A 20716-nucleotide genomic window follows, 5' to 3' on the forward strand; every position below is an offset into this window, starting at 1 on the left:
GTTTTCCACATGCCGGCCGCCCGCCGTTAACCATAATCACAGCTTTCATTTGCCTCTCCATCGCGGCCGGTCCAGTGTGGATTAACGAAATGTTAACCATGCGCAATGATTGCGCATAAGGGAGCCGCAAGTGAGCCGCTGGACAGCTTTGGGCGTCATGATGACGTTTTTTGCTATGCTGCCGTTGGATATCGACGTGCCGGCGCTGAACCTCTGCCTGATGGCCGTGGCGCGCTGGGCGGTGCTTGCTGGCATCCCCGATACACTGTTTGTGCGGGGGCAGGCGGCATGAAGTGGTTTCTGATCCTCTGGGCCGGTCCTGTCGCGGTGCTGGGCAGCTGGTACTGGCTTTCCTATTACGACATGAGCTTCGGCTTCTACATGCTCACACGTCAGACCCACGATCTCGTCTTCGAGATATACGGGAATATTCTCGGACTTCCGCCAGAAAGCCTGCCGCCGCTGGTGGCGCGTGCCATTGCGGTCGACAGCCTGATCGTTTTTGTGATTCTCGGTTTCCGCAAGCGCAGGCAGATTTACGCCTGGTGGCAGGGCCGTCAGTCGGCCGCGCGGGTGAGTGCGGAAAGCCTGTCCAGCGCACCCTGAAGAATGAAGCTCGCCGCCGCCGAATCGATGCGTTCGGCCCGCTTGGCGCGAGACACATCCATTTCGAGAAGAGCGCGCTCTGCCGCAACGGTCGAAAGCCGCTCATCCCAGTAAACGAAGGGCAGGGCGGTTTTTTCGCCCATGGTGCGCACGAAGGCGCGGGTTGCCTGCACGCGGGGCCCGGCGGAGCCGTCCATGTTCATCGGCAGGCCGATAATGAAGGCGGCGACCTTTTCCTTTTCAGCGAAGGCCAGCAGCACTTCCGCATCCAGCGTGAATTTCACGCGCTTGATAACGGGGCGCGGTGTCGCAAAACGCCGCGACAGATCCGACATGGCGAGCCCGATGGTTTTCGTACCAAGGTCGAGGCCGGCAATTGCCTGCGCGGGCTGAAGCGTTGCCGCCAGTTCCTCGATGGTGAGTGTTGCCATGTCGCGTGCTGTCCTTATCGCTTGCGGACGAATTCGGTGCGCAGCACCAGACCCTTCACCGCATCATGCCTGCAATCGATTTCTTCCGGATTATCGGTCAGCCGGATCGATTTGATGACCGTGCCCTGCTTGATGACGGTGCTGGTGCCCTTGACTTTCAGATCCTTGATCAAGGTCACGGAATCGCCATCCGCGAGCACATTGCCTGCTGCATCGCGCACTTCCTTCGCGCGTGCCGCTTCTGCGGCCAGTTCGGAAGCAGGGCGCCATTCGCCGGTCGCTTCGTCGTACACATAATCGTCATTGTCAGCGGCCATTGTCGCCCCTCTTAAATACAGGTAGTGCGGTTGTTCCGGCCGTCCTATGTCATATTATACCGGCAATACAAAGGAGAACTTCCCATGAAAATCACCTGGCTCGGCCATTCCGCCTTCCGTCTGGAAAACGGCAGCGCGAAGATTCTCATCGATCCGTTTTTCACCGGCAACCCCGGTTTTGCAGGGCAGGATGGCAAGTCTGCAGCCGAAGGCGTCACCCATATTCTGCTGACCCACGGCCATGGCGACCATGTCGGAGATACCGTGCAGCTTGCCCGCGAGACGGGTGCGACCGTGCTGGCGAATGCCGATCTAGCCGCGTGGCTTTCCGCCAAGGGTGTTGCGAAGGTCGATATGGGCAATACCGGCGGCACCGTTCATTTTGACGGTTTCTCGGTTACCTTCACCAATGCGCTGCATTCCTCCGCCCAGATCACCGAGGACGGCGTTTCCCATTCGCTCGGCAATGCCAACGGCCTAATGCTGCATTTCGAGGACGGTCCGGCCGTCTACCATATGGGCGATACGGATATCTTCTCCGACATGAAGCTCATCAATGAACTGCATCAGCCTGATATCGGTCTCGTGCCGATCGGTGACCGCTTTACCATGGGCGGAGCTGTGGCGGCGCTTGCCTGCCAGCGCTTCTTCAAGTTCCAGCACGTGCTTCCCTGCCATTACGGCTCCTTCCCGATAATCGACCAGACGCCGGAGAAATTCGTGGCCGGCATGGAAGGTGCCGAAGCGCGCGTCCACACATCCAGGGCGGGCGACGTCCTGTCCTTCTAAGCGTCAACGCCGCATGTCGTGAGCGCAAAACCGCCGCAGAGTTAGCCGCGACATGCTTTCTACCGTTGCGAAGGACGGACATGGTCATTATAGCGAATGGGAAATATCCCATCGGAGTAAAACCATGTCCGTCGATCTCGCCACCGTAAAGCGTGTTGCGCGCCTTGCCCGTATCGCTGTCACTGAAGACGAAGCACAGAACATGCTCGGCCAGCTGAATGGCATACTCGGTTTCGTGGAGCAGCTTTCGGAAGTGAATGTGGATGGCGTCGAGCCGATGACGTCGGTGACGCCGGTGGCGATGAAGAAGCGCGCCGACGAGGTGACCGATGGCGACAAGGCGGACGACATCGTCGCCAACGCGCCCGCGACCGATCGCAATTTCTTCATGGTGCCGAAAGTGGTCGAGTAATCGATCCATCTTGCCGCCCGATTTTTCCGAGATTTTCGAAAGCCGTTGCCGACCATGACCGACCTGACGAGCCTGACCATTGCCGAAGCCCGCGAGAAGCTGAAGGCGAAAGAATTTTCCGCCCTTGAGCTCACCGACGCCTATCTCTCCGCCATCGACACCGCCAACGGTGCGCTGAACGCCTATGTGGCGACGACGCCCGAAAAGGCGCGCGAGATGGCGAAAGCCTCCGACGGCCGTATTGCTGCCGGTTCCGCGGGTGAGCTGGAAGGTATTCCGCTCGGCGTGAAGGACCTTTTCGCAACGTGTGACATTCATACCCAGGCCTGCTCGCACATCCTCGATGGCTTCAAGCCGAAATACGAATCCACCGTCACCCAGAACCTCTGGGATCAGGGCGCCGTCATGCTCGGCAAGCTCAACATGGACGAATTTGCCATGGGCTCGTCCAATGAAAGCTCTTGGTACGGCCCGGCCATCAACCCGTGGCGCGCCAATGGTTCCGAGCAGAAGCTGGTGCCTGGCGGCTCCTCGGGCGGTTCGGCCGCTGCCGTTGCCGCGCATCTTTGCGCCGGCGCCACCGCAACCGATACCGGCGGTTCCATCCGCCAGCCGGCGGCCTTCACCGGCACCGTCGGCATCAAGCCGACTTACGGCCGCTGCTCGCGCTTCGGCATTGTCGCTTACGCCTCGTCGCTCGATCAGGCTGGCCCGATTGCCCGCGACGTGCGCGACGCGGCCATCCTGCTGAAGACCATGGCAAGCGTCGACGCCAAGGACACGACCTCGGTTGACCTTCCTGTGCCGGATTACGAAAAGGCTATCGGCCAGTCGCTGAAGGGGCTGAAGATCGGTATCCCCCGGGAATACCGCGTTGACGGCATGCCTGACGAAATCGAAAAGCTCTGGGCCAAGGGCGTCGAATGGCTGCGTGACGCCGGTGCAGAGGTGGTCGACATCTCACTGCCGCACACCAAATACGCGCTTCCCGCCTATTACATCGTCGCACCGGCAGAAGCCTCGTCCAACCTTGCCCGTTATGACGGCGTCCGCTACGGCCTGCGCGTCGACGGCAAGGACATTGCCGACATGTACGAAAAGAGCCGCGCCGCCGGTTTCGGTAAGGAAGTGCAGCGTCGCATCATGGTCGGCACCTATGTACTTTCGGCCGGTTATTACGACGCCTATTATCTCAAGGCGCAGAAGGTCCGCACGCTCATCAAGCGCGACTTCGAAAACGTCTTCCACGAGGGTGTGGACGCCATTCTGGCGCCGATCACGCCGTCTTCCGCCTTCGCTGTCGGTGATGAGGAACTCGCTTCCGATCCGGTCAAGATGTACCTGCAGGACGTCTTCACCATCACCGTCAACATGGCCGGTCTTCCCGGCCTCTCGGTGCCTGCTGGTCTTGATGGCAAGGGCCTGCCGCTTGGCCTGCAGCTCATCGGCAAGCCGTTCGAAGAAGAAACGCTGTTCAAGACGGCCCACGCCATCGAGCAGGCAGCGGGCAAGTTCACGCCTGCCAAGTGGTGGTAAGCAGTCTCAAGCTCAGACAGATGAACGAAGCCGATCGCGATGCGGTCGGCTTTGTCGGTTTTGCCGCATGGCGTGCCGGTGAAGCCTTCGACGCCGCCTATCTCGATTCCCATGTCATCGAGCGGGTGAGGGGCGAATTCGAAAGCTTCGCCAAGTCTCCGACTGGTGATGTCGTTGTGGCCGAAATCGACGGTGTTGTCGTCGGTTGGGGCGCTTGCGATGCCAAGCCTCATCATATTTCCGATCTGTGGGTGGACCCTACCTGGCAGGGCAAGGGGATTGGCAAAGCGCTGATCCTCCACTTTCTCGACAGGATGCGGGCTGCGGGCCTGCCGCTTGCCACCATCGACACCCATGCGAGAAATCGCGCCGCCATAGGTCTTTACCAGCGTTGCGGCTTTCAGATCGTCTGGCGCGGCATGGAATGGTCCGACATCATGAAAGTCGAACTTGAGAAGGTGAAGCTGGAGCAAATGCTCTCTTATAATTTGTGACCGTCGATGCCGCGTGGCGAACTGCCGGGCGACGGCATTGCCGCCGCCCGGTCAGTTTATCGGTTGTCCAGCTCACCCCTCACAAGTTCCAGCCCGCGCGTGGTAATGCGGTAGGGCTTGCCACCGGAGGAGGCGATGGCTCGCTTCCGTTTCAGCTTGCGGAAGGTGAGGAGATCGAGGCCGCTGAAAATCCATCCTTCGCGCGTGAAGAGCGAAAGTTTTTCAATTTTGCGGGCGTCGTCTCGAACGAGTTCAATTCTGCCGCCCTGGGCGAGCAGGTGAAGAATGCGCTGTTCGGCGCGGGAAATGTCCATTGTTGGAAGTCCGGTCGGCGTCTTCTAGACGCGTGAAAGCAAACCCGGGTGCCGTTAGGGCATCCGGCTCGGTTTCATTTGGCCCGGCGCGCAAGAAACTTGCGGGCAGGGCCTTTACCGGGACTCCGATTGAGCGAACATAAAAACTCCGTTCTTGCTCCTTTTGGGTAATGGGCCAAACCGGCGCGGTCAAGTCCCGCAAGGAGCGGGAAAACCACGCTGGTCGAATCGCACCCGCAATGGTTTACTTCAAACGGCCAAGGAGGGCGCGGCTTGATCGTCATTCGCAACGCGTATGAGCAGGAAGCGGAGGTTCTGGCGGCCATCGGCCTCAGGGCGTGGCGGCAGGCAACCGCGGCTCTCGGCATCACACCGACGCTTTACGACAATGCGGCGAGCGCCTTTTCCAATTTCACCCGCTCGTCCTGGCTTGCAATTCGCGTGGCGGAATTCAGCGGCGCGGTTGCGGGTTGGGCCGCACGGGAGCATTTTGACGAGGAGATTTCCGACTTCTGGATCGATCCGGAGTTTCAGCGGAGGGGCGTCGGCAGCCGCCTGCTGGGCGACATCGAACGACTGATAGAGGAAAAGGGCTTCGAGACCATACGGCTTGAAACCCATGCCCAGAATGAACCGGCCGTCGCCTTTTTCCGCTACCATGGCTATAGCATTCGCTGGCTCTCGGTTTCCTATGCGCCGAAGCTGGACCGCGAGGTGCAATCGGTGGGCCTGCAGAAGCAACTGGCTGAGGTCGAGAGTGGTCTTTACGGGCCGGCGTTCTGAAACAGGGTTTGTAGAGTGGCCATCAGCCGCATCGGCCAGTCCGGCGTGATGAGGAGCGATGCGACGAGGCCCGCCTGCAAGATGACGATCGATATCAGCTTGCTGCGAAACGGTTCCTTGCGGGTTTTGTGCCGCAGCAACCTTTGCGCCGAGATAGCGCCCGCACTGCCACCCACGAGCGCGAGCAAAAGCAGCGTGCTTTCCCGGATACGCCATCCGCCATTCCTCGCCGCTTCCTTGTCCCACCAATAGACAAGAAAGACGAAGAGATTGAAGGCGATATAGGCCAGGAAGCAGAGAGCGATCGTTTGCATGGCGTGAATTGAAACCTGTAAGGGTAAAAAACGCGTATCCGATGTCTTCGAAAATTCCGGCCGTCGCGCGACGGGGTGCAAGATGTCTTGCGCCAGCGCTTCATTTGTTCTACCCACCAAGGCCAAAGAACCCGTATATCGTGAGCTTCAGATGACCCTTGTAGACGTGCGCACCCCCGACCCGAAACGCTTCATTCCCGGCGCCACCGGCGATTGGGAAATCGTGATCGGCATGGAGGTGCATGCGCAGGTTCTCTCCAATTCCAAGCTGTTCTCCGGCGCCTCCACCACCTTCGGCAATGCGCCGAATTCCAACGTGTCGCTGGTGGATGCGGCCATGCCCGGCATGCTGCCTGTTATCAACGAGGAATGCGTGAAGCAGGCGGTGCGCACCGGTCTCGGCCTCAAGGCCAAGATCAACAATCGCTCGATCTTCGACCGCAAGAACTACTTCTATCCCGATTTGCCGCAGGGCTATCAGATTTCGCAGTTCAAGGATCCGATCGTAGGCGAAGGCACCATCACCATTTCGCTTGGTCCCGACCGTCAGGGCAATTTCGAGGATATCGAGATTGGCATCGAGCGCCTGCATCTGGAGCAGGACGCCGGCAAGTCGATGCACGACCAGCACCCGACCATGTCCTTCGTGGACCTGAACCGTTCGGGCGTGGCGCTGATGGAAATCGTCTCCAAGCCGGACATGCGTTCGTCGGATGAGGCGAAGGCCTATCTCACCAAGCTGCGCTCCATCGTGCGTTACCTTGGCACCTGCGACGGCAACATGGACGAAGGCTCCATGCGCGCCGACGTCAACGTCTCCGTGCGCCGTCCGGGCGAAGGCTTCGGCACGCGCTGCGAGATCAAGAACGTCAACTCCATCCGCTTCGTCGGTCAGGCGATTGAATATGAGGCGCGTCGCCAGATCGCCATTCTGGAAGATGGCGGCGTCATCGATCAGGAAACCCGCCTGTTCGATCCCGGCAAGGGCGAGACGCGCTCCATGCGCTCCAAGGAAGACGCGCATGACTATCGCTATTTCCCCGATCCGGACCTGCTGCCGCTCGAATTCGATGATGCTTTCGTCGAGGCACTGAAGGTCGATCTGCCGGAACTGCCTGATGACAAAAAGGCTCGTTTCGTGGCTGATCTCGGTCTCTCGGTCTACGACGCCTCGATTCTGGTCTCAGAAAAGGCGATTGCCGATTATTACGAAGCCGTCGCCGCCGGACGCGATCCAAAGGCTGCCGCCAACTGGGTCATCAACGACCTGCTCGGCGCGCTGAACAAGTCCGGCAAGGACATCGAGACGACGCCGGTGTCGCCCGAACAGCTCGGCGGCATCATCGATCTGATCAAGGCCGAGACCATCTCCGGCAAGATCGCCAAGGATCTGTTTGAAATCGTCTGGAACGAGGGCGGTAATCCGGCCGAGATCGTTGAAGCCCGCGGCATGAAGCAGGTGACCGACACCGGCGCCATCGAAAAGGCCGTTGACGAGATCATCGCCGCCAACCCGGATCAGGTCGAGAAGGTCAAGGCGAAGCCAACGCTCGCCGGCTGGTTCGTCGGTCAGGTCATGAAGGCGACGGGCGGCAAGGCCAACCCGCAGGCGGTGCAGGCGCTGGTGAAAGCGAAGCTCGGAATCGAGGAAGAGTAAGCGACGGCTGCCTCCCGCTCGAGTAACGGCAGAGGGTCTCCGTCATCCCGGCCTTGAGCCGGGATCCAGCCAGCCCAAGTCCTTGGGCTGAAAAGACTCTTTTCACCGCGCAGACGCGAGTCGGCTGGATGCCGGATCATCCTCGGGCTTGTTCCGGGGACCGGCATGACGGAAGTAATGGTTTTAGTCCGGATTATTCCCGATTAAGCCACACGGTGGGGCAAACCAGAGGATGACGTCCAAAAAGGGCGACTGACATCACTTCTGCCGGGATCCACGCCCGGCATTTCTGTTTCAAGACGGAGCCAGATCATGTTTTTCATCCGCACAGCCAGCCTGCGTGACATCGAGCCAGTCCGGGCGCTGCTCGCGACGACATGGCACGCGACCTATGACGCGATCTACGGCGCGGATAAGGTCAACCAGCTGATCGCAGCCTGGCATTCGCCGCAGGCCATGAAAGACCGCGTCGAAAAGAAAGGCGGCGAGTTCCTTGTCGCCGATGACGGCAAGCGGATCGGCGGCATGGCTTACGGCTCCATGTCGACCAAGATGGCGAAGACGGCGCTGTTGCACCAGCTTTACGTGGCGCCCGATTTACAGCGGCAGGGTGTCGGCCGCGATCTCTTCGCAGAGCTAGAAACCTGCTTTCCCGACGCGGAAATCATGCGGCTTGAGGTTGAGCCCAAAAATACTGTCGCAATCAACTTCTATGAAGGCGTCGGATTTGTCGAGGTGGACCGAATCGAGCGCATGGCGGGTATCGAGGGGCTGCCCGGCATCGTGATGGAAAAGAGCCTGACCTGATGAACGCGACCCTGGAAAATCTGATAATTCGAACGGCCCGTGAAGACGATCTGCCGGCGCTCGCCGCCATTTTTGCCGCTGACGAGATCGGCGGCCACGGCGATACGGCGGACGAATCGGCACAGCCCGATTATCTTGCCGCCTTCCGGGCGATCGAGGCGTCGCCGAGCGAAACGCTTTACGTCGCCGAACTGGATGGCGAGGTGGTCGGCACCTTTCAGACGGCGATCCTCACCAAGCTCGTCGGGCGAGGGGCCAAGTCTATGGTCATCGAAGCGGTGCAGACACGGGCCGACATGCGCGGTCGCGGCATCGGCGCGGTGATGATCAATTATTGTCTTGATGAAGCCCGCCGTCAGGGCCTGAAAGCCGCGCAGCTCACCTCCAACATGGCCCGGCTGGACGCGCACCGCTTCTACGAGCGGCTGGGTTTCGAGAAGCGGCATCTAGGCTTCAGGATGAAGCTGAAATAGCACGGATATATCTTGAAATGCTGGACAATTGGCGTGAGGGGCGGCATAAGCATGTCTTGTGCCGTGCACGGAAAATCGCTGCGGCGCATTCAAGCCCGAGGAACGTAGAATGAAGACTCTCCTGACGCAAATCTTCACCTGGTGGAACGGCCAGACGATCGGAACGCGGTTTCACACCTGGCGTTTCGGCAAGAAGGTGGGGCAGGACGAGTTGGGTAACACCTATTACGAAGGCGGCACCACCTCCTGGGGCATGCCGCGCCGCTGGGTGATCTATAACGGCTACGCTGAGGCCTCTGCCATTCCGCCCGGCTGGCATGGCTGGATGCACTATCGCACCGACGTTCCGCCGAGCCAGGAAAGCTACGTTGCGCGCGAGTGGCAGAAGCCGCACCAGCCAAACCTCACAGGCTCGTCCAAGGCCTATCGCCCTCAGGGCTCGCTGGCTGTGGCCGGGGAGCGCCCGCGTGTGACCGGCGACTACGACGCCTGGACACCCGGCAACTGAGCTATCGCGATGCGCGGTGTTGTGCAAAACGCCGCGCATGCATCCGGCCTCACCGGTTTTTGCCACATTCCGCCCTTAGGCGTTGATCCGGTCGGCGTCCCGACACAGGCAAATTTTGGAGACACATCGTATGAGGAAAATCACGCGGGACCGTTCTTTGCGTGCGCTGACGGTGACGCTGTTCGCGGCGGTTTCTGCTGCCTTCCTCATCTCGCCCGTCTCCGCCGCCCGGCTTGAAAACCGTGTTGCAGTCTTTTCCGGCATCGACAAGATCACGGGCCGCATCACGTCCTTCGATGTCTATATCGATGAGACGGTGCAGTTCGGCGCGCTTCAGGTCACGCCGAAGGTCTGTTATTCGCGCGACCAGACGGAAGCGCAGAAGATCGACGCATTTGTCGAAGTGGATGAAATCACCCTCGACCGTAAAATCCGTCGCATCTTCACCGGCTGGATGTTCGCCGACAGCCCCGGCCTCAACGCCGTGGAACACCCGATCTATGACGTATGGCTGACGGGTTGCAAACAGGACTCGGAAGTGCCTGCTCCCTCTACGGCAAGCAAATAACCCAAGGTAACGTCTAGAATTGCAGACTCGGCCGATTGACGGCGACGTCGAGCATTTTCGCATATTCAAGCTTCGGCACATCGATGGCGCCGAACGTTTTCAAATGCTCCGTCGTGAATTGAGTGTCGAGCAGCACGAAGCCACTTGCTTTTAATCTCTCCACCAGATGCACGAGGCAAATCTTCGATGCATTGGTGCGACGGGAGAACATGCTTTCGCCGAAGAATGCCGCTCCCAGCGAAACGCCGTAGAGTCCGCCGACGAGCTCCTTGCCTTCCCAGGCCTCGACGCTATGGGCATGGCCGATCTGATGCAGTTCGCTATAAAGCCTGCGAATGGTGGCGTTGATCCAGGTACTTGGCCTGTCCGGCGCCTCTGCGGCGCAGCCCGCCATGACAGCCTCGAAAGCGGTGTTGAAGCGTATGTCGAATGGCTTCTTGCGCATCACTTTGGCGAGGCTTTTGGAAATGTGGAAGGAATTGAGCGGGATGATACCGCGCACCTCCGGCTCGACCCAGAAAAGCTCGGGATCGTCAGCCGAATCGGCCATCGGAAACAGGCCGGCGGAATAGGCGCGCAGCAGGATATCGACCGTTATGTCGTTATTTCTGCTGCGCCGCCCAGCCATATCGTCTTAGTGAGACGCGTCACCGGCCAGATATTTTTCCAGCCAGTGGATATCATAATCGCCCTTCAGGATATCCTCGTTCTGAAGAAGATCCTGGAAAAGCGGCAGCGTGGTCTTGATGCCGTCGACGACGAATTCGTCGAGCGCCCGACGCAGGCGGCGAATGCATTCGTCACGGTCGCGGCCGTGAACGATGAGCTTGCCGATCATGCTGTCGTAATAGGGCGGGATCTTGTAGCCCTGATAGGCGCCCGAATCGACGCGCACACCAAGGCCGCCCGGCGTGTGGAAATAGGTCAGCGTGCCAGGCGAGGGAACGAAGGTGCGCGGGTCTTCGGCATTGATACGGCATTCGATGGCGTGGCCATGGAATTCGATATCGGCCTGCGTGACCGAGAGGCCCTGACCCGATGCGACGCGGATCTGTTCCTGCACGAGATCCATGCCGGTAATCGCTTCCGTGACCGGATGCTCCACCTGCAGACGTGTGTTCATTTCGATGAAATAGAACTCGCCGTTTTCATAAAGGAACTCGATGGTGCCGGCACCGCGATATTTCAGCTTGCGCATGGCGCTCGCGCAAATCTCGCCGATCTTCATGCGCTGTTCAACCGTCAGAGCCGGAGAGTTGGCTTCCTCCAGCACCTTCTGGTGGCGACGCTGCAACGAGCAATCGCGCTCTCCGAGATGAATGGCATTGCCTTCACCGTCGCCGAACACCTGCACTTCGATATGGCGTGGCTTGCCGAGGTACTTTTCCATGTAGACGGCGTCGTTGCCGAATGCTGCTGCCGCTTCGGAGCGGGCAGTCGCAACGGCCTCTTCCAGATCGGCCTCGGTCTTCGCCACCTTCATGCCGCGACCACCGCCGCCGGCGGTTGCCTTGATGAGGACCGGAAAGCCGATCGTGCGTGCGATTTCCAGCGCGTTCTCAGGCTTCACTTCGCCATCGGAGCCGGGAACCACGGGAATGCCAAGTTCCTGCGCCGTCTGCTTGGCGGTGATCTTGTCGCCCATGATGCGGATATGCTCGGCGGTCGGCCCGATGAAGGTGATACCGTGCGCGTCAAGGATATCGGCAAACTTGGCGTTTTCCGACAGGAAGCCGTAGCCGGGGTGAACGGCGTCCGCACCTGTTATTTCGCAGGCCGCAACGATCTGGTGGATGTTGAGGTAGCTGTCACGCGAAGGTGGTGGGCCGATGCATACGCTTTCGTCGGCGAGGCGCACATGCATGGCGTCCGCGTCCGCCGTGGAATGCACGGCGACGGTGGGAATGCCAAGCTCCTTGGCGGCGCGCAGGACGCGCAGCGCAATTTCGCCGCGGTTGGCTATGAGGATCTTCGAAACCATGCTGAACCGCCTCTATTCGATGACCACGAGGGCTTCGCCATACTCCACGGGCTGTGCGTCGTTGACGATGATTTCCACGATCTTGCCGGACTTCGGAGCCGGGATCTGGTTCATGGTCTTCATGGCCTCGACGATGAGAAGTGTCTGGCCTTCCTTGACGGTTGCGCCGACTTCGATGAAGGGGCGGGCGCCAGGGGCTGGCGAGAGATAGACTGTGCCAACCATGGGCGAAGACACGGTGTTTGCCGGGTTGCGTGCCGGTGCAGCGGCTGCTGCCGGAGCAGCAGGGGCCGCGATTGCCGGCGCGGCGGGCGCTGCTGCGGGAGCCGGTGCATAAGCGGGCGGTGCTGCGGCATAAACCGTGGCTGCGGGAGCGGCGCGCGAAACGCGGATGCGCAGGTCATCCTGCTCCACTTCGATTTCCGAAAGGTCGGTATCGTTGAGGATATTCGCGAGTTCGCGGATCAGTTCCTTGTCGATACCCTGTTTCTTTTCAGACATGACAAACCCTATTCTTTGTTTCTTTTTATGCCGTGATGTTTTTCAGCGCGTGAAGCGCCATGACGTATCCATATGGTCCGAAACCACAGACCATGCCCTTCGCTGCCGGTGAGACCATCGATTTGTGGCGGAACTCTTCCCGGGCGTGGATGTTGGAAATGTGCACTTCCACGACGGGCGTGGAAATCGCGCGAATGGCGTCGTGCAACGCGATAGAGGTGTGGCTGTAAGCGCCGGGATTGATGACGACACCCGCCGCCCTTTCTCCCGCCTCATGCAACCAGTCCACGAGCACGCCTTCGTGGTTGGACTGGCGGAATTCCACTGCGAAACCGAGATCGGCACCGGCTTGAAGACAATCATTCTCGATGTCCTTCAGCGTCTTGCCACCATAGATACCCGGTTCCCTTTTTCCCAGCATGTTGAGATTGGGGCCGTTGATGACGATGATGATGTTGCTCATTCACGTTTCCATACGAAAATCAGCGACACCTATAGACTGCGCAGCCGCCAAGGAAAAGCCCCTGCAAGCCGTAAACCGGCCGCGAGGCCGGCATCTCACAGGGAATGCACTTGCTTTTTTAGCAATCAGGAGCAGGTGGCTTTACCGCAGCTGCGCATATTGGCGATTTTCTCCTTCAGCGGGTCGGCGCCGACGGCGCCGAAAACCGCCTCTTCGCCGACGATATAAGACGGCGTTCCCGTGATGCCGAGGCTGTTTGCCAGCTTGTAGGTTTCCTGCACCTGCGCATCATTGGGGTTTTCCGCCATCGACTTGCGGATATCGGCTTCCTTGAGGCCGAGCGAGGTCGCGACTTCCATGGCGCTGTCCTCATTCGCCCGTCCGCGGCCGCCGAGGAGCGTGCGCTGGAACTCCGGATATTTGGCCGGCGCCAGCAGCTTCACGGCATTGGAGACCCGATGTGCGGCGACCGATTCCGGTCCGAGGATCGGGAATTCCTTGAGCACGACGCGTATTTTCTTGTCGCTCTTCAGGATGTTGTCCATGTCTCCCATGGCGCGTTTGCAATAACCGCAGTTGTAATCGAAGAACTCAACGAGTGTGACGTCGCCATCGGGATTGCCGAGTGCCAGATCGAATTTCGATTCGAAGATCGCCTTTTTGTTGTCGGCGACCGCCTCTGCCGCCTTGGCGTTGCGCGCCGCATATTGCTTGCGCTCAAGCGCATCCTGAACCTCAAGCATGATCTCCGGGTTCTCGATCAGATACTGCTTGATGAACTCGCCCATTTCCTTCTTCTGCTGCTCATCGAGCGCATGCGCGGGCAGGGAGGCGAATACCGCTGAAAGGGCCGTCACGCTGGCAAGAAGGGTGGAACGGAGAAAATGCGCCATATCGGTCCTCATTCTGTGCGGCCGGAGCCTCTTGAAATCTTATGAAGGCAATTACCTTACTTTAAGCCAAATGCCATACGGCAAAAATACTTGTCCGCATTATGGTCGCATGATTGTGAAGATTGTGATTCTGCGGCAAGTCTCTGAAATACGGTTCAGGAAAGAGCATGCCCTTGATTACGATGTCGAAGCGGAGCGCAGTCGAACCCTTTCACGCCATGGATATTCTGGCGGAGGCGAACAGGCGCAGGCAGGCGGGCCGCCCCGTCATTTCCATGGCGGTCGGCCAGCCCTCCCATCCCGCACCGAAGGCGTCGCTGGCAGCGGCTCAAGAGGCGCTGAAACATGGGCGGATCGGTTATACCGATGCGCTCGGCCTGCGCGAACTGCGGGAGGCGATTGCCGGCCATTACCGGTTGCGTCACCAGGTCGCGATTGATCCGGCTCGCATCGCCGTGACAACGGGCTCGTCAGCGGCCTTCAATCTTGCCTTTCTCAGCCTTTTCGACGCGGGCGATCATGTCGCGATCGCGAGGCCCGGTTATCCGGCCTATCGCAATATCCTGAAGGCTCTCGGCCTCAACGTCGTGGAAGTGCCGGTCACGGCTGAAACCGGCTACACGCTGACGCCGGCAAGTCTGGAGCGTGCGGAAACGAAAGCGGGCTGCAAGCTGAAGGGCGTTCTGCTGGCAAGCCCGGCCAATCCGACCGGCACCGTCACAGGCCGCGAGGCGCTGAAGCGGCTTGCGACCTATTGCGAAAGCCGCGACATGGCCTTCATTTCCGATGAGATTTACCACGGCCTTACCTTCGTCGGCGAAGAGACGAGCGCACTCGAAATCACCGACAATGCGGTGGTCATCAATTCCTTCTCCAAATATTATTGCATGACGGGCTGGCGCATCGGTTGGATGGTCTTGCCGGAAAACCTCGTCCGTCCGGTCGAGTGTCTGGCCCAGAGCCTTTATATTTCCCCGCCTGAACTGTCGCAGCTTGCGGCGACCGCAGCCTTTTCGGCGGCCGAGGAACTGGATGTCTATCGGGAGAGCTATCGCACCAATCGCGATTTCCTGATGGCGCGACTGCCGGAAATAGGCCTGCCGCTGGCATCCCCAATGGATGGCGCGTTTTATGCCTATGTCGATACCAGCCGTTTTTCCAATGACAGCATGGATTTCGCAAAGCGTATGCTGGCAGAAATCGACGTGGCAGCGACACCAGGCATGGATTTCGACCCGGAGGAAGGCCACAGGGCGCTGCGGATTTCTTATGCGGGTTCCGTGTCTGACATTGCCGAGGCCGTTGGGCGTATAGCCGGCTGGCTGAAATAACCGGGTATCATACGCTGGGGAGATCAGGCGGGCGTGCAGCCAAAGGTGCTGTTGAACGCCTTTTCACCCTTGGCAGTAAAGGTCAGCACACGGCCGTTTCCGCGCCGCAACCAGTCGCGCTGCTGCATCGCTTCAAGAAGCGATGCGCCAAGCCCGCCGCCGAGGTGATGCCGGCGTTCGCTCCAGTCCAGGCAATGCAGGCAGACCGGGCGGCGGGCCTTTTCGAGCGGCGAAAGGTCTATGCCGAAGTTCGAGAAGAAGTCGCGTCCGCTCTCCGTTAAGGCAGGATCATCACCTAACGTCAGGAGACCCTTTGCGGTAATGGCGGCAAGCAGTGCCACGCCGCTTTCCCCGGCCAGATGATCGTAGCAGATGCGCGCCTCACGAAGCGCCTTGTCCTTCGGCCCGGTGCGCACACGTACCGCGCCAGTGCGTTGGGCAAGCCCCATCAACGCTTCCAGAACCTGCGCCACATCCTCATCGGAGAGGCGGAAATATCGATGTCGACCCTGTTTTTCCGCTTTCAGCAATTGTGCGTCCGAGAGCTTTGACAGGTGACCGCTGGCAGTTTGCAGGGTCACACCCGCGGCTTCCGCGAGCTCGCTCGCTGTCAGCGCGCGCCCGTCCATCAGCGCCGTCAAGATGTTGGCGCGGGCAGGATCGCCGATAAGGGCGGCAACATTGGCAATCACGGGTCCGTCTTTCATGCTTCGATGGTAACCGAAGCATCGAGGCATGGCAATGGCGTAGAAGGGAGAGGCAGAACATGAGGAGACAAACGATGCTGACCTGTTTCATCCGCTACGAGATCGATCCTTTCAAGGTCGATGCCTTCGAACGCTATGCCCGCAACTGGGGAGAGGCGATCCCGCGTTGCGGGGCTGATCTGATCGGTTATTACGCGCCGAAGGAGGGATCGAGCACCATTGCCTACGGTGTCTACAACATCGAAAACCTCGCCGCTTACGAAGCCTATAGGGCGCGGCTCGCCGCCGATCCGGCCGGGCAGGAAAATTATGAATTCGCGCGCCGCGAACAATTCATCCGTCGCGAGGACCGACTGTTTCTGCGCCTCGCATCCGCCCCCCACGCGGGAGCCGGACGATGATCGCCGTTATTTTTGAGGTCTGGCCAGCCGCAGGCGAGAAGCAACATTATCTGGATATGGCCGCCGGCCTGCGGGGAGAACTTGAAACCATCGACGGTTTCCTCTCCGTCGAGCGGTTTCAGAGCATCGGCAATCCGAACAAGATGCTCTCCTTGTCGTTCTTCCGTGATGAGGAGGCGGTGAAAGCGTGGCGCAACACCCTGCCTCATCGCGCCGCCCAGTCGCTCGGCCGGACTGGCGTCTTCTCCGATTACAGGTTGCGTATCGCGCATGTGATGCGTGACTATGGTTTGCAGGAGAGGGAGGAAGCACCGGCGGATAGCCGGTCTGCTCACCCGACGGGTGTCGGCCCGGGCTGACGCATCAGCATCAATTTTTCTGCATGCCTCGACAAGCCTTTCTGGTTCGAACTCGTCTTGGAAACCCGTTAAAGATGAGACAGTTTAAGCTGAAGAAGGACCGCCATACGGGCTTGTCCGTCAGACTTGGAATGGGAGAAAAGCGATGTCGGCAGAAAAAGCGGCGGTGGTGACGGCAGGCGGCAGCGGCATGGGAGCTGCCGTTGCGAAACGCCTGGCCGCGGATGGTTACAAGCTCGCTATCCTGTCGTCTTCAGGCAAGGGAGAGGCGCTGGCGAAAGAGTTGGGCGGCATCGGCGTTACCGGTTCCAACCAGTCCAATGAAGACCTGCAACGGCTGACGGATCTGGCGCTTGAGAGATTCGGCCGTATCGACGTGCTGGTGAACAGCGCCGGCCATGGCCCGCGCGCCGCCATCCTCGATATTACCGACGAACAATGGCATACCGGGCTCGATGTCTACCTCATGAACGTCATTCGCCCGACGCGCATCATCGCCCCGGTCATGGTAAGGCAGAGGGCGGGCGCGATCGTCAACATCTCGACTGCCTGGGCTTTCGAACCGAGCAGCATGTTCCCGACATCCGCCGTGTTCCGCGCCGGCCTTGCCTCCTACACCAAGATTTTTGCCGATACCTACGCAGCCGATAATGTCCGCATGAACAATGTCCTTCCCGGCTGGATCGACAGCCTGCCGGCGACGGAAGAACGCCGCGAAAGCGTTCCGATGCAACGTTACGGCAAGAGCGAAGAGATCGCCGCCACAGTGGCATTTCTCGCATCTGAGGGGGCAGGATATATTACCGGCCAGAATATCCGCGTGGATGGTGGTCTCACAAGGTCTGTCTGACGGTTGGCCTCTCCCACTCCTCATCCCGTGCCTGTTAAAGGGATCCAGCCAGCCCAGATCCTTGGGCTGAAAGGGCGCTCCCGCCGTGAGAATGCGTTGACTGCGTTCCTGTGACAAGCATGGGATGAGAAAATGTTAGTGGCCCTAAAAGGGCCCGTTCTTTGCATCCATAAAAGAAAACGCCCGCAACATCGTTGCGGGCGTCTTTTATCCAAAATGTAGCTTCTCTCAGAAGAAGCCGCGGCGCTGCCACCAACCGCCCTTGCGCGGCTTCGGCTCGTCGCCATCGGGATTGGGAGACGACGATGTAACCACCGGCTCCGAAGTTGAAACATTGCTGCCCCGGTTCGCGCGGACCTTTTCTTCGCTCGCCGGTGCTTCCGCCTGCGGAGCGACATCGGCCGACGCTTCGCCTGCTTCTTCAACAGCGACATCCACGACGGTTTCCTCAACGATCACCGGCTCCACCGTTTCAACGGCTTCGGCCTTCGGCGCTTCTTCGGTTTCCGTCTTGGCCTTCGCCTTGCGGGTACGGCGCGGCTTCTTCGGCGCTTCCTCTTCCACGACGTCGGCAACGACACCTTCCACCACTTCGGCTGCGGTCGCCTCTTCGGTTACCGGTGCCTCAGTTACAGGCGCTTCGTCGCTTTCGCTTTCGCCTTCGTCCTCAGCGCCGGAAGCGTCGAGAGCTTCGTCCTCTGCACGATTGCGGCGACCGCCTCGCTTCCCGCGGCGGCGGCGCTTGCGCTTGCTTTCCTCTTCGGAGGTTACAGCTTCCGCAGTGCCGTTTTCGGTCTCAACCCCATTGTCATCGGTGTCGATCCCGTCGTCATCACCCTCGGCATCGTCGCCGTCAGCGTCGTTGCCGGAACCGGCCTCAAGCGAGCCGTTCTGGTCGTTCTGACCGCCCTTGCCACGACGGCGGCGACGGCGCTTGCGCTTGCGCTTGCCTTCTTCGCCATTGTCGCCCTGCTGCTGCTGACGGGGCTGGGCGCTTTCGGTCTTGACGATTTCTTCCTCGTCTTCGTCCTCTTCCACCTCGGCGACAAAATCGTCTTCTTCTTCCACGAAGTTCGGCAGCATCTGGATGAGGCTTTCGATCTTCACGGGATTTTCGACGGCTTCACCGCGATCGATGGCGAAATGCTGGGCGCCGACGCCGGAGTCGGCGGCAATGATGATCGACACGCCGAAGCGGCCTTCATAATCGACAATCGTGCCGCGCTTGTGGTTGAGCAGATAGAGCGCCGTTTCCGGCGTGCAACGCACGGTGATGTTGTGGGTGGTGTTGCGCAGCAGATATTCCTCGACACCACGCAGCACATGCAGCGCGATGGAGGATTCCGAACGCACGTGACCCGTGCCGCCGCAATGCTGGCAGACCTGCGTGGTCGATTCCAGCACCGAAGCGCGAATGCGCTGGCGCGACATTTCCAGAAGGCCGAAATGCGAGATGCGGCCGACCTGGATGCGGGCGCGGTCGTTCTTCAGGCAGTCCTTGAGCTTCTTCTCGACGGCGCGGTTGTTGCGCTTTTCTTCCATGTCGATGAAGTCGATGACGACAAGACCGGCAAGGTCGCGCAGACGCAGCTGGCGTGCCACTTCTTCCGCAGCTTCCAGGTTGGTCGTCAGCGCGGTTTCCTCGATGGAATGCTCGCGTGTCGAACGGCCGGAGTTGACGTCGATGGAGACCAGCGCTTCGGTCTGGTTGATGATGAGGTAGCCACCGGACTTCAGCGTCACCTGGGGCTGCAGCATGCGGTCGAGCTGCGCTTCGATGCCGGAGCGCGAGAAGATCGGGTGAATGTCGCGGTAAGGCTGAACAACCTTGGCGTGGCTCGGCATCAGCATCTTCATGAAGTCTTTCGCTTCACGATAGCCTTCTTCGCCGGAAACGATGATCTCGCTGATATCCTTGTTATAGAGATCGCGGATCGAACGCTTGATCAGCGAGCCTTCCTCGTAAACGAGGCAGGGAGCCGTGGAATTCAGCGTCAGCGTGCGGACGTTTTCCCACAGGCGCATCAGATATTCAAAGTCGCGCTTGATTTCGACGCGGGTGCGGTTGGCGCCTGCGGTGCGCAGAATGACGCCCATACCCTGCGGCACTTCCAGATCGCGCGCGATTTCTTTCAGACGCTTGCGGTCAGTCGGCTGGGTGATCTTGCGGGAAATACCGCCGCCACGCGCCGTATTCGGCATCAGCACGGAGTAACGGCCGGCCAGCGACAGATAGGTGGTGAGTGCAGCACCCTTGTTGCCGCGCTCTTCCTTGGCCACCTGCACGAGAAGGATCTGGCGGCGCTTGATGACTTCCTGGATGCGGTATTGTTTGCGCGGCTTGCGGGCAACGCGATCTGGAACTTCTTCCATGGCGTCTTCGGCGCCGACGGATTCGATCACTTCCTTTTCGTGGTGATCGTCATCGTCGTCGTCATCATCGTCATTGCCGCGGCGAAGACCTTCGACTTCCTCGGAAATCGTGTCGGTATCGACCATCGCGGCCATTTCACCGCCGGTGCTGCCATCGTCTTCGGAAGACGCGTCTGCCGCCTCGGCTGCGATTTCTTCGGCTGTCTTCTTCTTGGCGCGGGGGCGGCGAACGCGCTTCTTCGGCTTTTCTTCCTCAGCCGGCGCTTCTTCCGCGACGACTTCGACGGCCGCTTCTTCGGAAACCGCTTCCACGACGGGTGCAGCTTCTTCCGTCACAACGGTCTCAGTGGTTTCGCTTGCGGAAACAATGCCGACATCCGGCTGATCCACCTGCGAAAGGTCGATCATCGGGGCGGCGGGCTCAGGCGCATCGGCCGATTCGAAATCGTCGCTGCGGCGATGATCCTCGGCTTCCGCTTTCAGCAGGGCCTGACGATCAGCGAGCGGGATCTGGTAATAATCCGGATGGATTTCCGCGAAAGCGAGAAAGCCGTGACGGTTTCCACCGTAATCCACGAAGGCCGCCTGGAGGGAGGGCTCAACGCGGGTGACCTTGGCAAGGTAGATATTGCCGCGGATCTGTTTTTTGTGTTCCGATTCAAAATCGAATTCTTCGATCCGGTTCCCACGGACAACGACTACGCGTGTCTCCTCTTCGTGGGAGGCGTCGATAAGCATTTTGTCTGCCATGTAAGCTGTGCTCCTCGGCGCAGCCTTGTTTTATACGAGAACAGGCCCGCCACACGGACGAGCCTTTCATATGAGTGCAAGGATGTGCCGGAAATGAA

Annotated in this window: 27 protein-coding genes; 16 read left to right on the plus strand and 11 right to left on the minus strand. The window is 59.7% G+C overall.

The annotated features are described in order from the left end of the window. The first annotated feature begins 130 nt into the window (after positions 1 to 130). Together HQN82_RS04600 and HQN82_RS04605 are read left to right on the plus strand one after the other, a co-directional pair. Entirely contained in the window at positions 131 to 292 is a 162-nt protein-coding gene (locus tag HQN82_RS04600; RefSeq protein WP_004441388.1) for a hypothetical protein, read from the plus strand. Further along, positions 289 to 606, plus strand: a complete 318-nt coding sequence (locus HQN82_RS04605) for a DUF6105 family protein (protein WP_173614589.1) — start codon at positions 289 to 291, stop codon at positions 604 to 606. The genes HQN82_RS04600 and HQN82_RS04605 overlap by 4 nt, the downstream gene beginning before the upstream one ends. Here HQN82_RS04605 and ruvX read toward each other — a convergent pair. Both ruvX and HQN82_RS04615 read right to left on the minus strand, forming a co-directional pair. Next, on the minus strand, positions 558 to 1037 hold the full coding sequence (gene ruvX / locus HQN82_RS04610; RefSeq protein ID WP_006698011.1) for a Holliday junction resolvase RuvX: 480 nt from the start codon (positions 1035 to 1037) through the stop codon (positions 558 to 560). The two genes, HQN82_RS04605 and ruvX, sit on opposite strands and share 49 nt — an antisense overlap. A gap of 14 nt (positions 1038 to 1051) precedes the next feature. Next, positions 1052 to 1354, minus strand: coding sequence for a zinc ribbon domain-containing protein YjdM (locus HQN82_RS04615; protein WP_022556051.1), 303 nt, complete (start codon positions 1352 to 1354; stop codon positions 1052 to 1054). Between the two features lie 84 nt (positions 1355 to 1438). Here HQN82_RS04615 and HQN82_RS04620 point away from each other — a divergent pair, with 84 nt between their 5' ends. The 4 genes from HQN82_RS04620 (at position 1439) to HQN82_RS04635 (ending at position 4585) form a co-directional block, all read left to right on the plus strand. After that, a complete protein-coding gene (locus HQN82_RS04620) occupies positions 1439 to 2143 on the plus strand; it encodes a metal-dependent hydrolase (protein WP_112765751.1) in 705 nt (234 codons plus the stop codon). A 124-nt stretch (positions 2144 to 2267) separates the two neighbouring features. Next, positions 2268 to 2555 (plus strand): Asp-tRNA(Asn)/Glu-tRNA(Gln) amidotransferase subunit GatC, encoded by a 288-nt coding sequence (gene gatC / locus HQN82_RS04625; protein ID WP_004441400.1) that lies wholly within the window; start codon positions 2268 to 2270, stop codon positions 2553 to 2555. A gap of 54 nt (positions 2556 to 2609) precedes the next feature. Further along, positions 2610 to 4091 carry an Asp-tRNA(Asn)/Glu-tRNA(Gln) amidotransferase subunit GatA gene (gatA, locus tag HQN82_RS04630; RefSeq protein WP_112765752.1) on the plus strand — a complete coding sequence of 494 codons (1482 nt, stop codon included), beginning with the start codon at positions 2610 to 2612 and terminating at the stop codon, positions 4089 to 4091. A 20-nt stretch (positions 4092 to 4111) separates the two neighbouring features. Then, on the plus strand, positions 4112 to 4585 hold the full coding sequence (locus HQN82_RS04635; RefSeq protein ID WP_112765753.1) for a GNAT family N-acetyltransferase: 474 nt from the start codon (positions 4112 to 4114) through the stop codon (positions 4583 to 4585). Positions 4586 to 4641: 56 nt separating this feature from the next. Here HQN82_RS04635 and HQN82_RS04640 read toward each other — a convergent pair whose 3' ends face one another. Further along, a complete protein-coding gene (locus HQN82_RS04640) occupies positions 4642 to 4899 on the minus strand; it encodes a YjhX family toxin (RefSeq protein WP_006698014.1) in 258 nt (85 codons plus the stop codon). 273 nt (positions 4900 to 5172) lie between these two features. Between HQN82_RS04640 and HQN82_RS04645 the strand changes: the two genes are divergently transcribed. Then, positions 5173 to 5682, plus strand: a complete 510-nt coding sequence (locus HQN82_RS04645) for a GNAT family N-acetyltransferase (RefSeq protein ID WP_112765754.1) — start codon at positions 5173 to 5175, stop codon at positions 5680 to 5682. On the opposite strand, the gene HQN82_RS04650 is transcribed toward HQN82_RS04645, so the two are convergent. Next, the gene (locus tag HQN82_RS04650; protein WP_034496217.1) at positions 5664 to 5996 is read right to left on the minus strand and encodes a DUF1294 domain-containing protein; all 333 of its coding nucleotides are present in this window, start codon (positions 5994 to 5996) and stop codon (positions 5664 to 5666) included. The two genes, HQN82_RS04645 and HQN82_RS04650, sit on opposite strands and share 19 nt — an antisense overlap. 151 nt (positions 5997 to 6147) lie before the next feature. Here HQN82_RS04650 and gatB point away from each other — a divergent pair, with 151 nt between their 5' ends. The 5 genes from gatB (at position 6148) to HQN82_RS04675 (ending at position 10009) form a co-directional block, all read left to right on the plus strand. Beyond that, positions 6148 to 7653 (plus strand): Asp-tRNA(Asn)/Glu-tRNA(Gln) amidotransferase subunit GatB, encoded by a 1506-nt coding sequence (gene gatB / locus HQN82_RS04655; protein WP_006698017.1) that lies wholly within the window; start codon positions 6148 to 6150, stop codon positions 7651 to 7653. A gap of 312 nt (positions 7654 to 7965) precedes the next feature. Beyond that, entirely contained in the window at positions 7966 to 8460 is a 495-nt protein-coding gene (locus tag HQN82_RS04660; protein ID WP_112765755.1) for a GNAT family N-acetyltransferase, read from the plus strand. Continuing rightward, positions 8460 to 8933 carry a GNAT family N-acetyltransferase gene (locus HQN82_RS04665; protein WP_044458778.1) on the plus strand — a complete coding sequence of 158 codons (474 nt, stop codon included), beginning with the start codon at positions 8460 to 8462 and terminating at the stop codon, positions 8931 to 8933. Before HQN82_RS04660 ends, HQN82_RS04665 begins: the two co-directional genes overlap by 1 nt. Before the next feature lie 109 nt (positions 8934 to 9042). Next, complete coding sequence (locus HQN82_RS04670) at positions 9043 to 9441, plus strand: NADH:ubiquinone oxidoreductase subunit NDUFA12 (RefSeq protein ID WP_004441414.1); 399 nt, start codon at positions 9043 to 9045, stop codon at positions 9439 to 9441. A 130-nt stretch (positions 9442 to 9571) separates the two neighbouring features. After that, positions 9572 to 10009, plus strand: a complete 438-nt coding sequence (locus tag HQN82_RS04675; protein ID WP_004441417.1) for a DUF2155 domain-containing protein — start codon at positions 9572 to 9574, stop codon at positions 10007 to 10009. Between the two features lie 13 nt (positions 10010 to 10022). On the opposite strand, the gene aat is transcribed toward HQN82_RS04675, so the two are convergent. The 5 genes from aat to HQN82_RS04700 all read right to left on the minus strand — a co-directional run bounded on the left by aat (position 10023) and on the right by HQN82_RS04700 (position 13847). Beyond that, positions 10023 to 10637 (minus strand): leucyl/phenylalanyl-tRNA--protein transferase, encoded by a 615-nt coding sequence (aat, locus tag HQN82_RS04680; RefSeq protein ID WP_142181456.1) that lies wholly within the window; start codon positions 10635 to 10637, stop codon positions 10023 to 10025. Between the two features lie 6 nt (positions 10638 to 10643). After that, positions 10644 to 11990, minus strand: a complete 1347-nt coding sequence (accC, locus tag HQN82_RS04685; protein WP_004441425.1) for an acetyl-CoA carboxylase biotin carboxylase subunit — start codon at positions 11988 to 11990, stop codon at positions 10644 to 10646. Between the two features lie 12 nt (positions 11991 to 12002). Further along, positions 12003 to 12491, minus strand: coding sequence for an acetyl-CoA carboxylase biotin carboxyl carrier protein (gene accB, locus HQN82_RS04690; protein ID WP_173614590.1), 489 nt, complete (start codon positions 12489 to 12491; stop codon positions 12003 to 12005). A 25-nt stretch (positions 12492 to 12516) separates the two neighbouring features. Further along, positions 12517 to 12954, minus strand: a complete 438-nt coding sequence (aroQ, locus tag HQN82_RS04695) for a type II 3-dehydroquinate dehydratase (protein WP_004441429.1) — start codon at positions 12952 to 12954, stop codon at positions 12517 to 12519. A 125-nt stretch (positions 12955 to 13079) separates the two neighbouring features. Next, entirely contained in the window at positions 13080 to 13847 is a 768-nt protein-coding gene (locus HQN82_RS04700; RefSeq protein ID WP_173614591.1) for a DsbA family protein, read from the minus strand. Between the two features lie 173 nt (positions 13848 to 14020). Between HQN82_RS04700 and HQN82_RS04705 the strand changes: the two genes are divergently transcribed. Further along, positions 14021 to 15178: a pyridoxal phosphate-dependent aminotransferase gene (locus HQN82_RS04705; RefSeq protein WP_006698022.1), complete on the plus strand. Its 1158-nt coding sequence runs from the start codon at positions 14021 to 14023 to the stop codon at positions 15176 to 15178. A 23-nt stretch (positions 15179 to 15201) separates the two neighbouring features. Here HQN82_RS04705 and HQN82_RS04710 read toward each other — a convergent pair whose 3' ends face one another. Next, positions 15202 to 15885 (minus strand): ArsR/SmtB family transcription factor, encoded by a 684-nt coding sequence (locus HQN82_RS04710; protein ID WP_042935937.1) that lies wholly within the window; start codon positions 15883 to 15885, stop codon positions 15202 to 15204. Between the two features lie 74 nt (positions 15886 to 15959). On the opposite strand from HQN82_RS04710, the gene HQN82_RS04715 reads away from it, so the two are divergent. From HQN82_RS04715 to HQN82_RS04725, 3 genes are all read left to right on the plus strand, one after another. After that, complete coding sequence (locus tag HQN82_RS04715) at positions 15960 to 16286, plus strand: NIPSNAP family protein (protein WP_004441442.1); 327 nt, start codon at positions 15960 to 15962, stop codon at positions 16284 to 16286. After that, positions 16283 to 16645 (plus strand): antibiotic biosynthesis monooxygenase family protein, encoded by a 363-nt coding sequence (locus HQN82_RS04720; protein WP_173614592.1) that lies wholly within the window; start codon positions 16283 to 16285, stop codon positions 16643 to 16645. The genes HQN82_RS04715 and HQN82_RS04720 overlap by 4 nt, the downstream gene beginning before the upstream one ends. Positions 16646 to 16790: 145 nt before the next feature. Next, entirely contained in the window at positions 16791 to 17495 is a 705-nt protein-coding gene (locus HQN82_RS04725) for an SDR family oxidoreductase (RefSeq protein WP_173614593.1), read from the plus strand. A gap of 228 nt (positions 17496 to 17723) precedes the next feature. Here the strand turns inward: HQN82_RS04725 and HQN82_RS04730 are convergent, their stop codons facing one another. Next, positions 17724 to 20618: an Rne/Rng family ribonuclease gene (locus HQN82_RS04730; RefSeq protein ID WP_107327556.1), complete on the minus strand. Its 2895-nt coding sequence runs from the start codon at positions 20616 to 20618 to the stop codon at positions 17724 to 17726. Between the last annotated feature and the right edge of the window lie 98 nt (positions 20619 to 20716).

The organism is Agrobacterium pusense, assembly GCF_013285525.1.
Taxonomy (GTDB): domain Bacteria; phylum Pseudomonadota; class Alphaproteobacteria; order Rhizobiales; family Rhizobiaceae; genus Agrobacterium; species Agrobacterium pusense.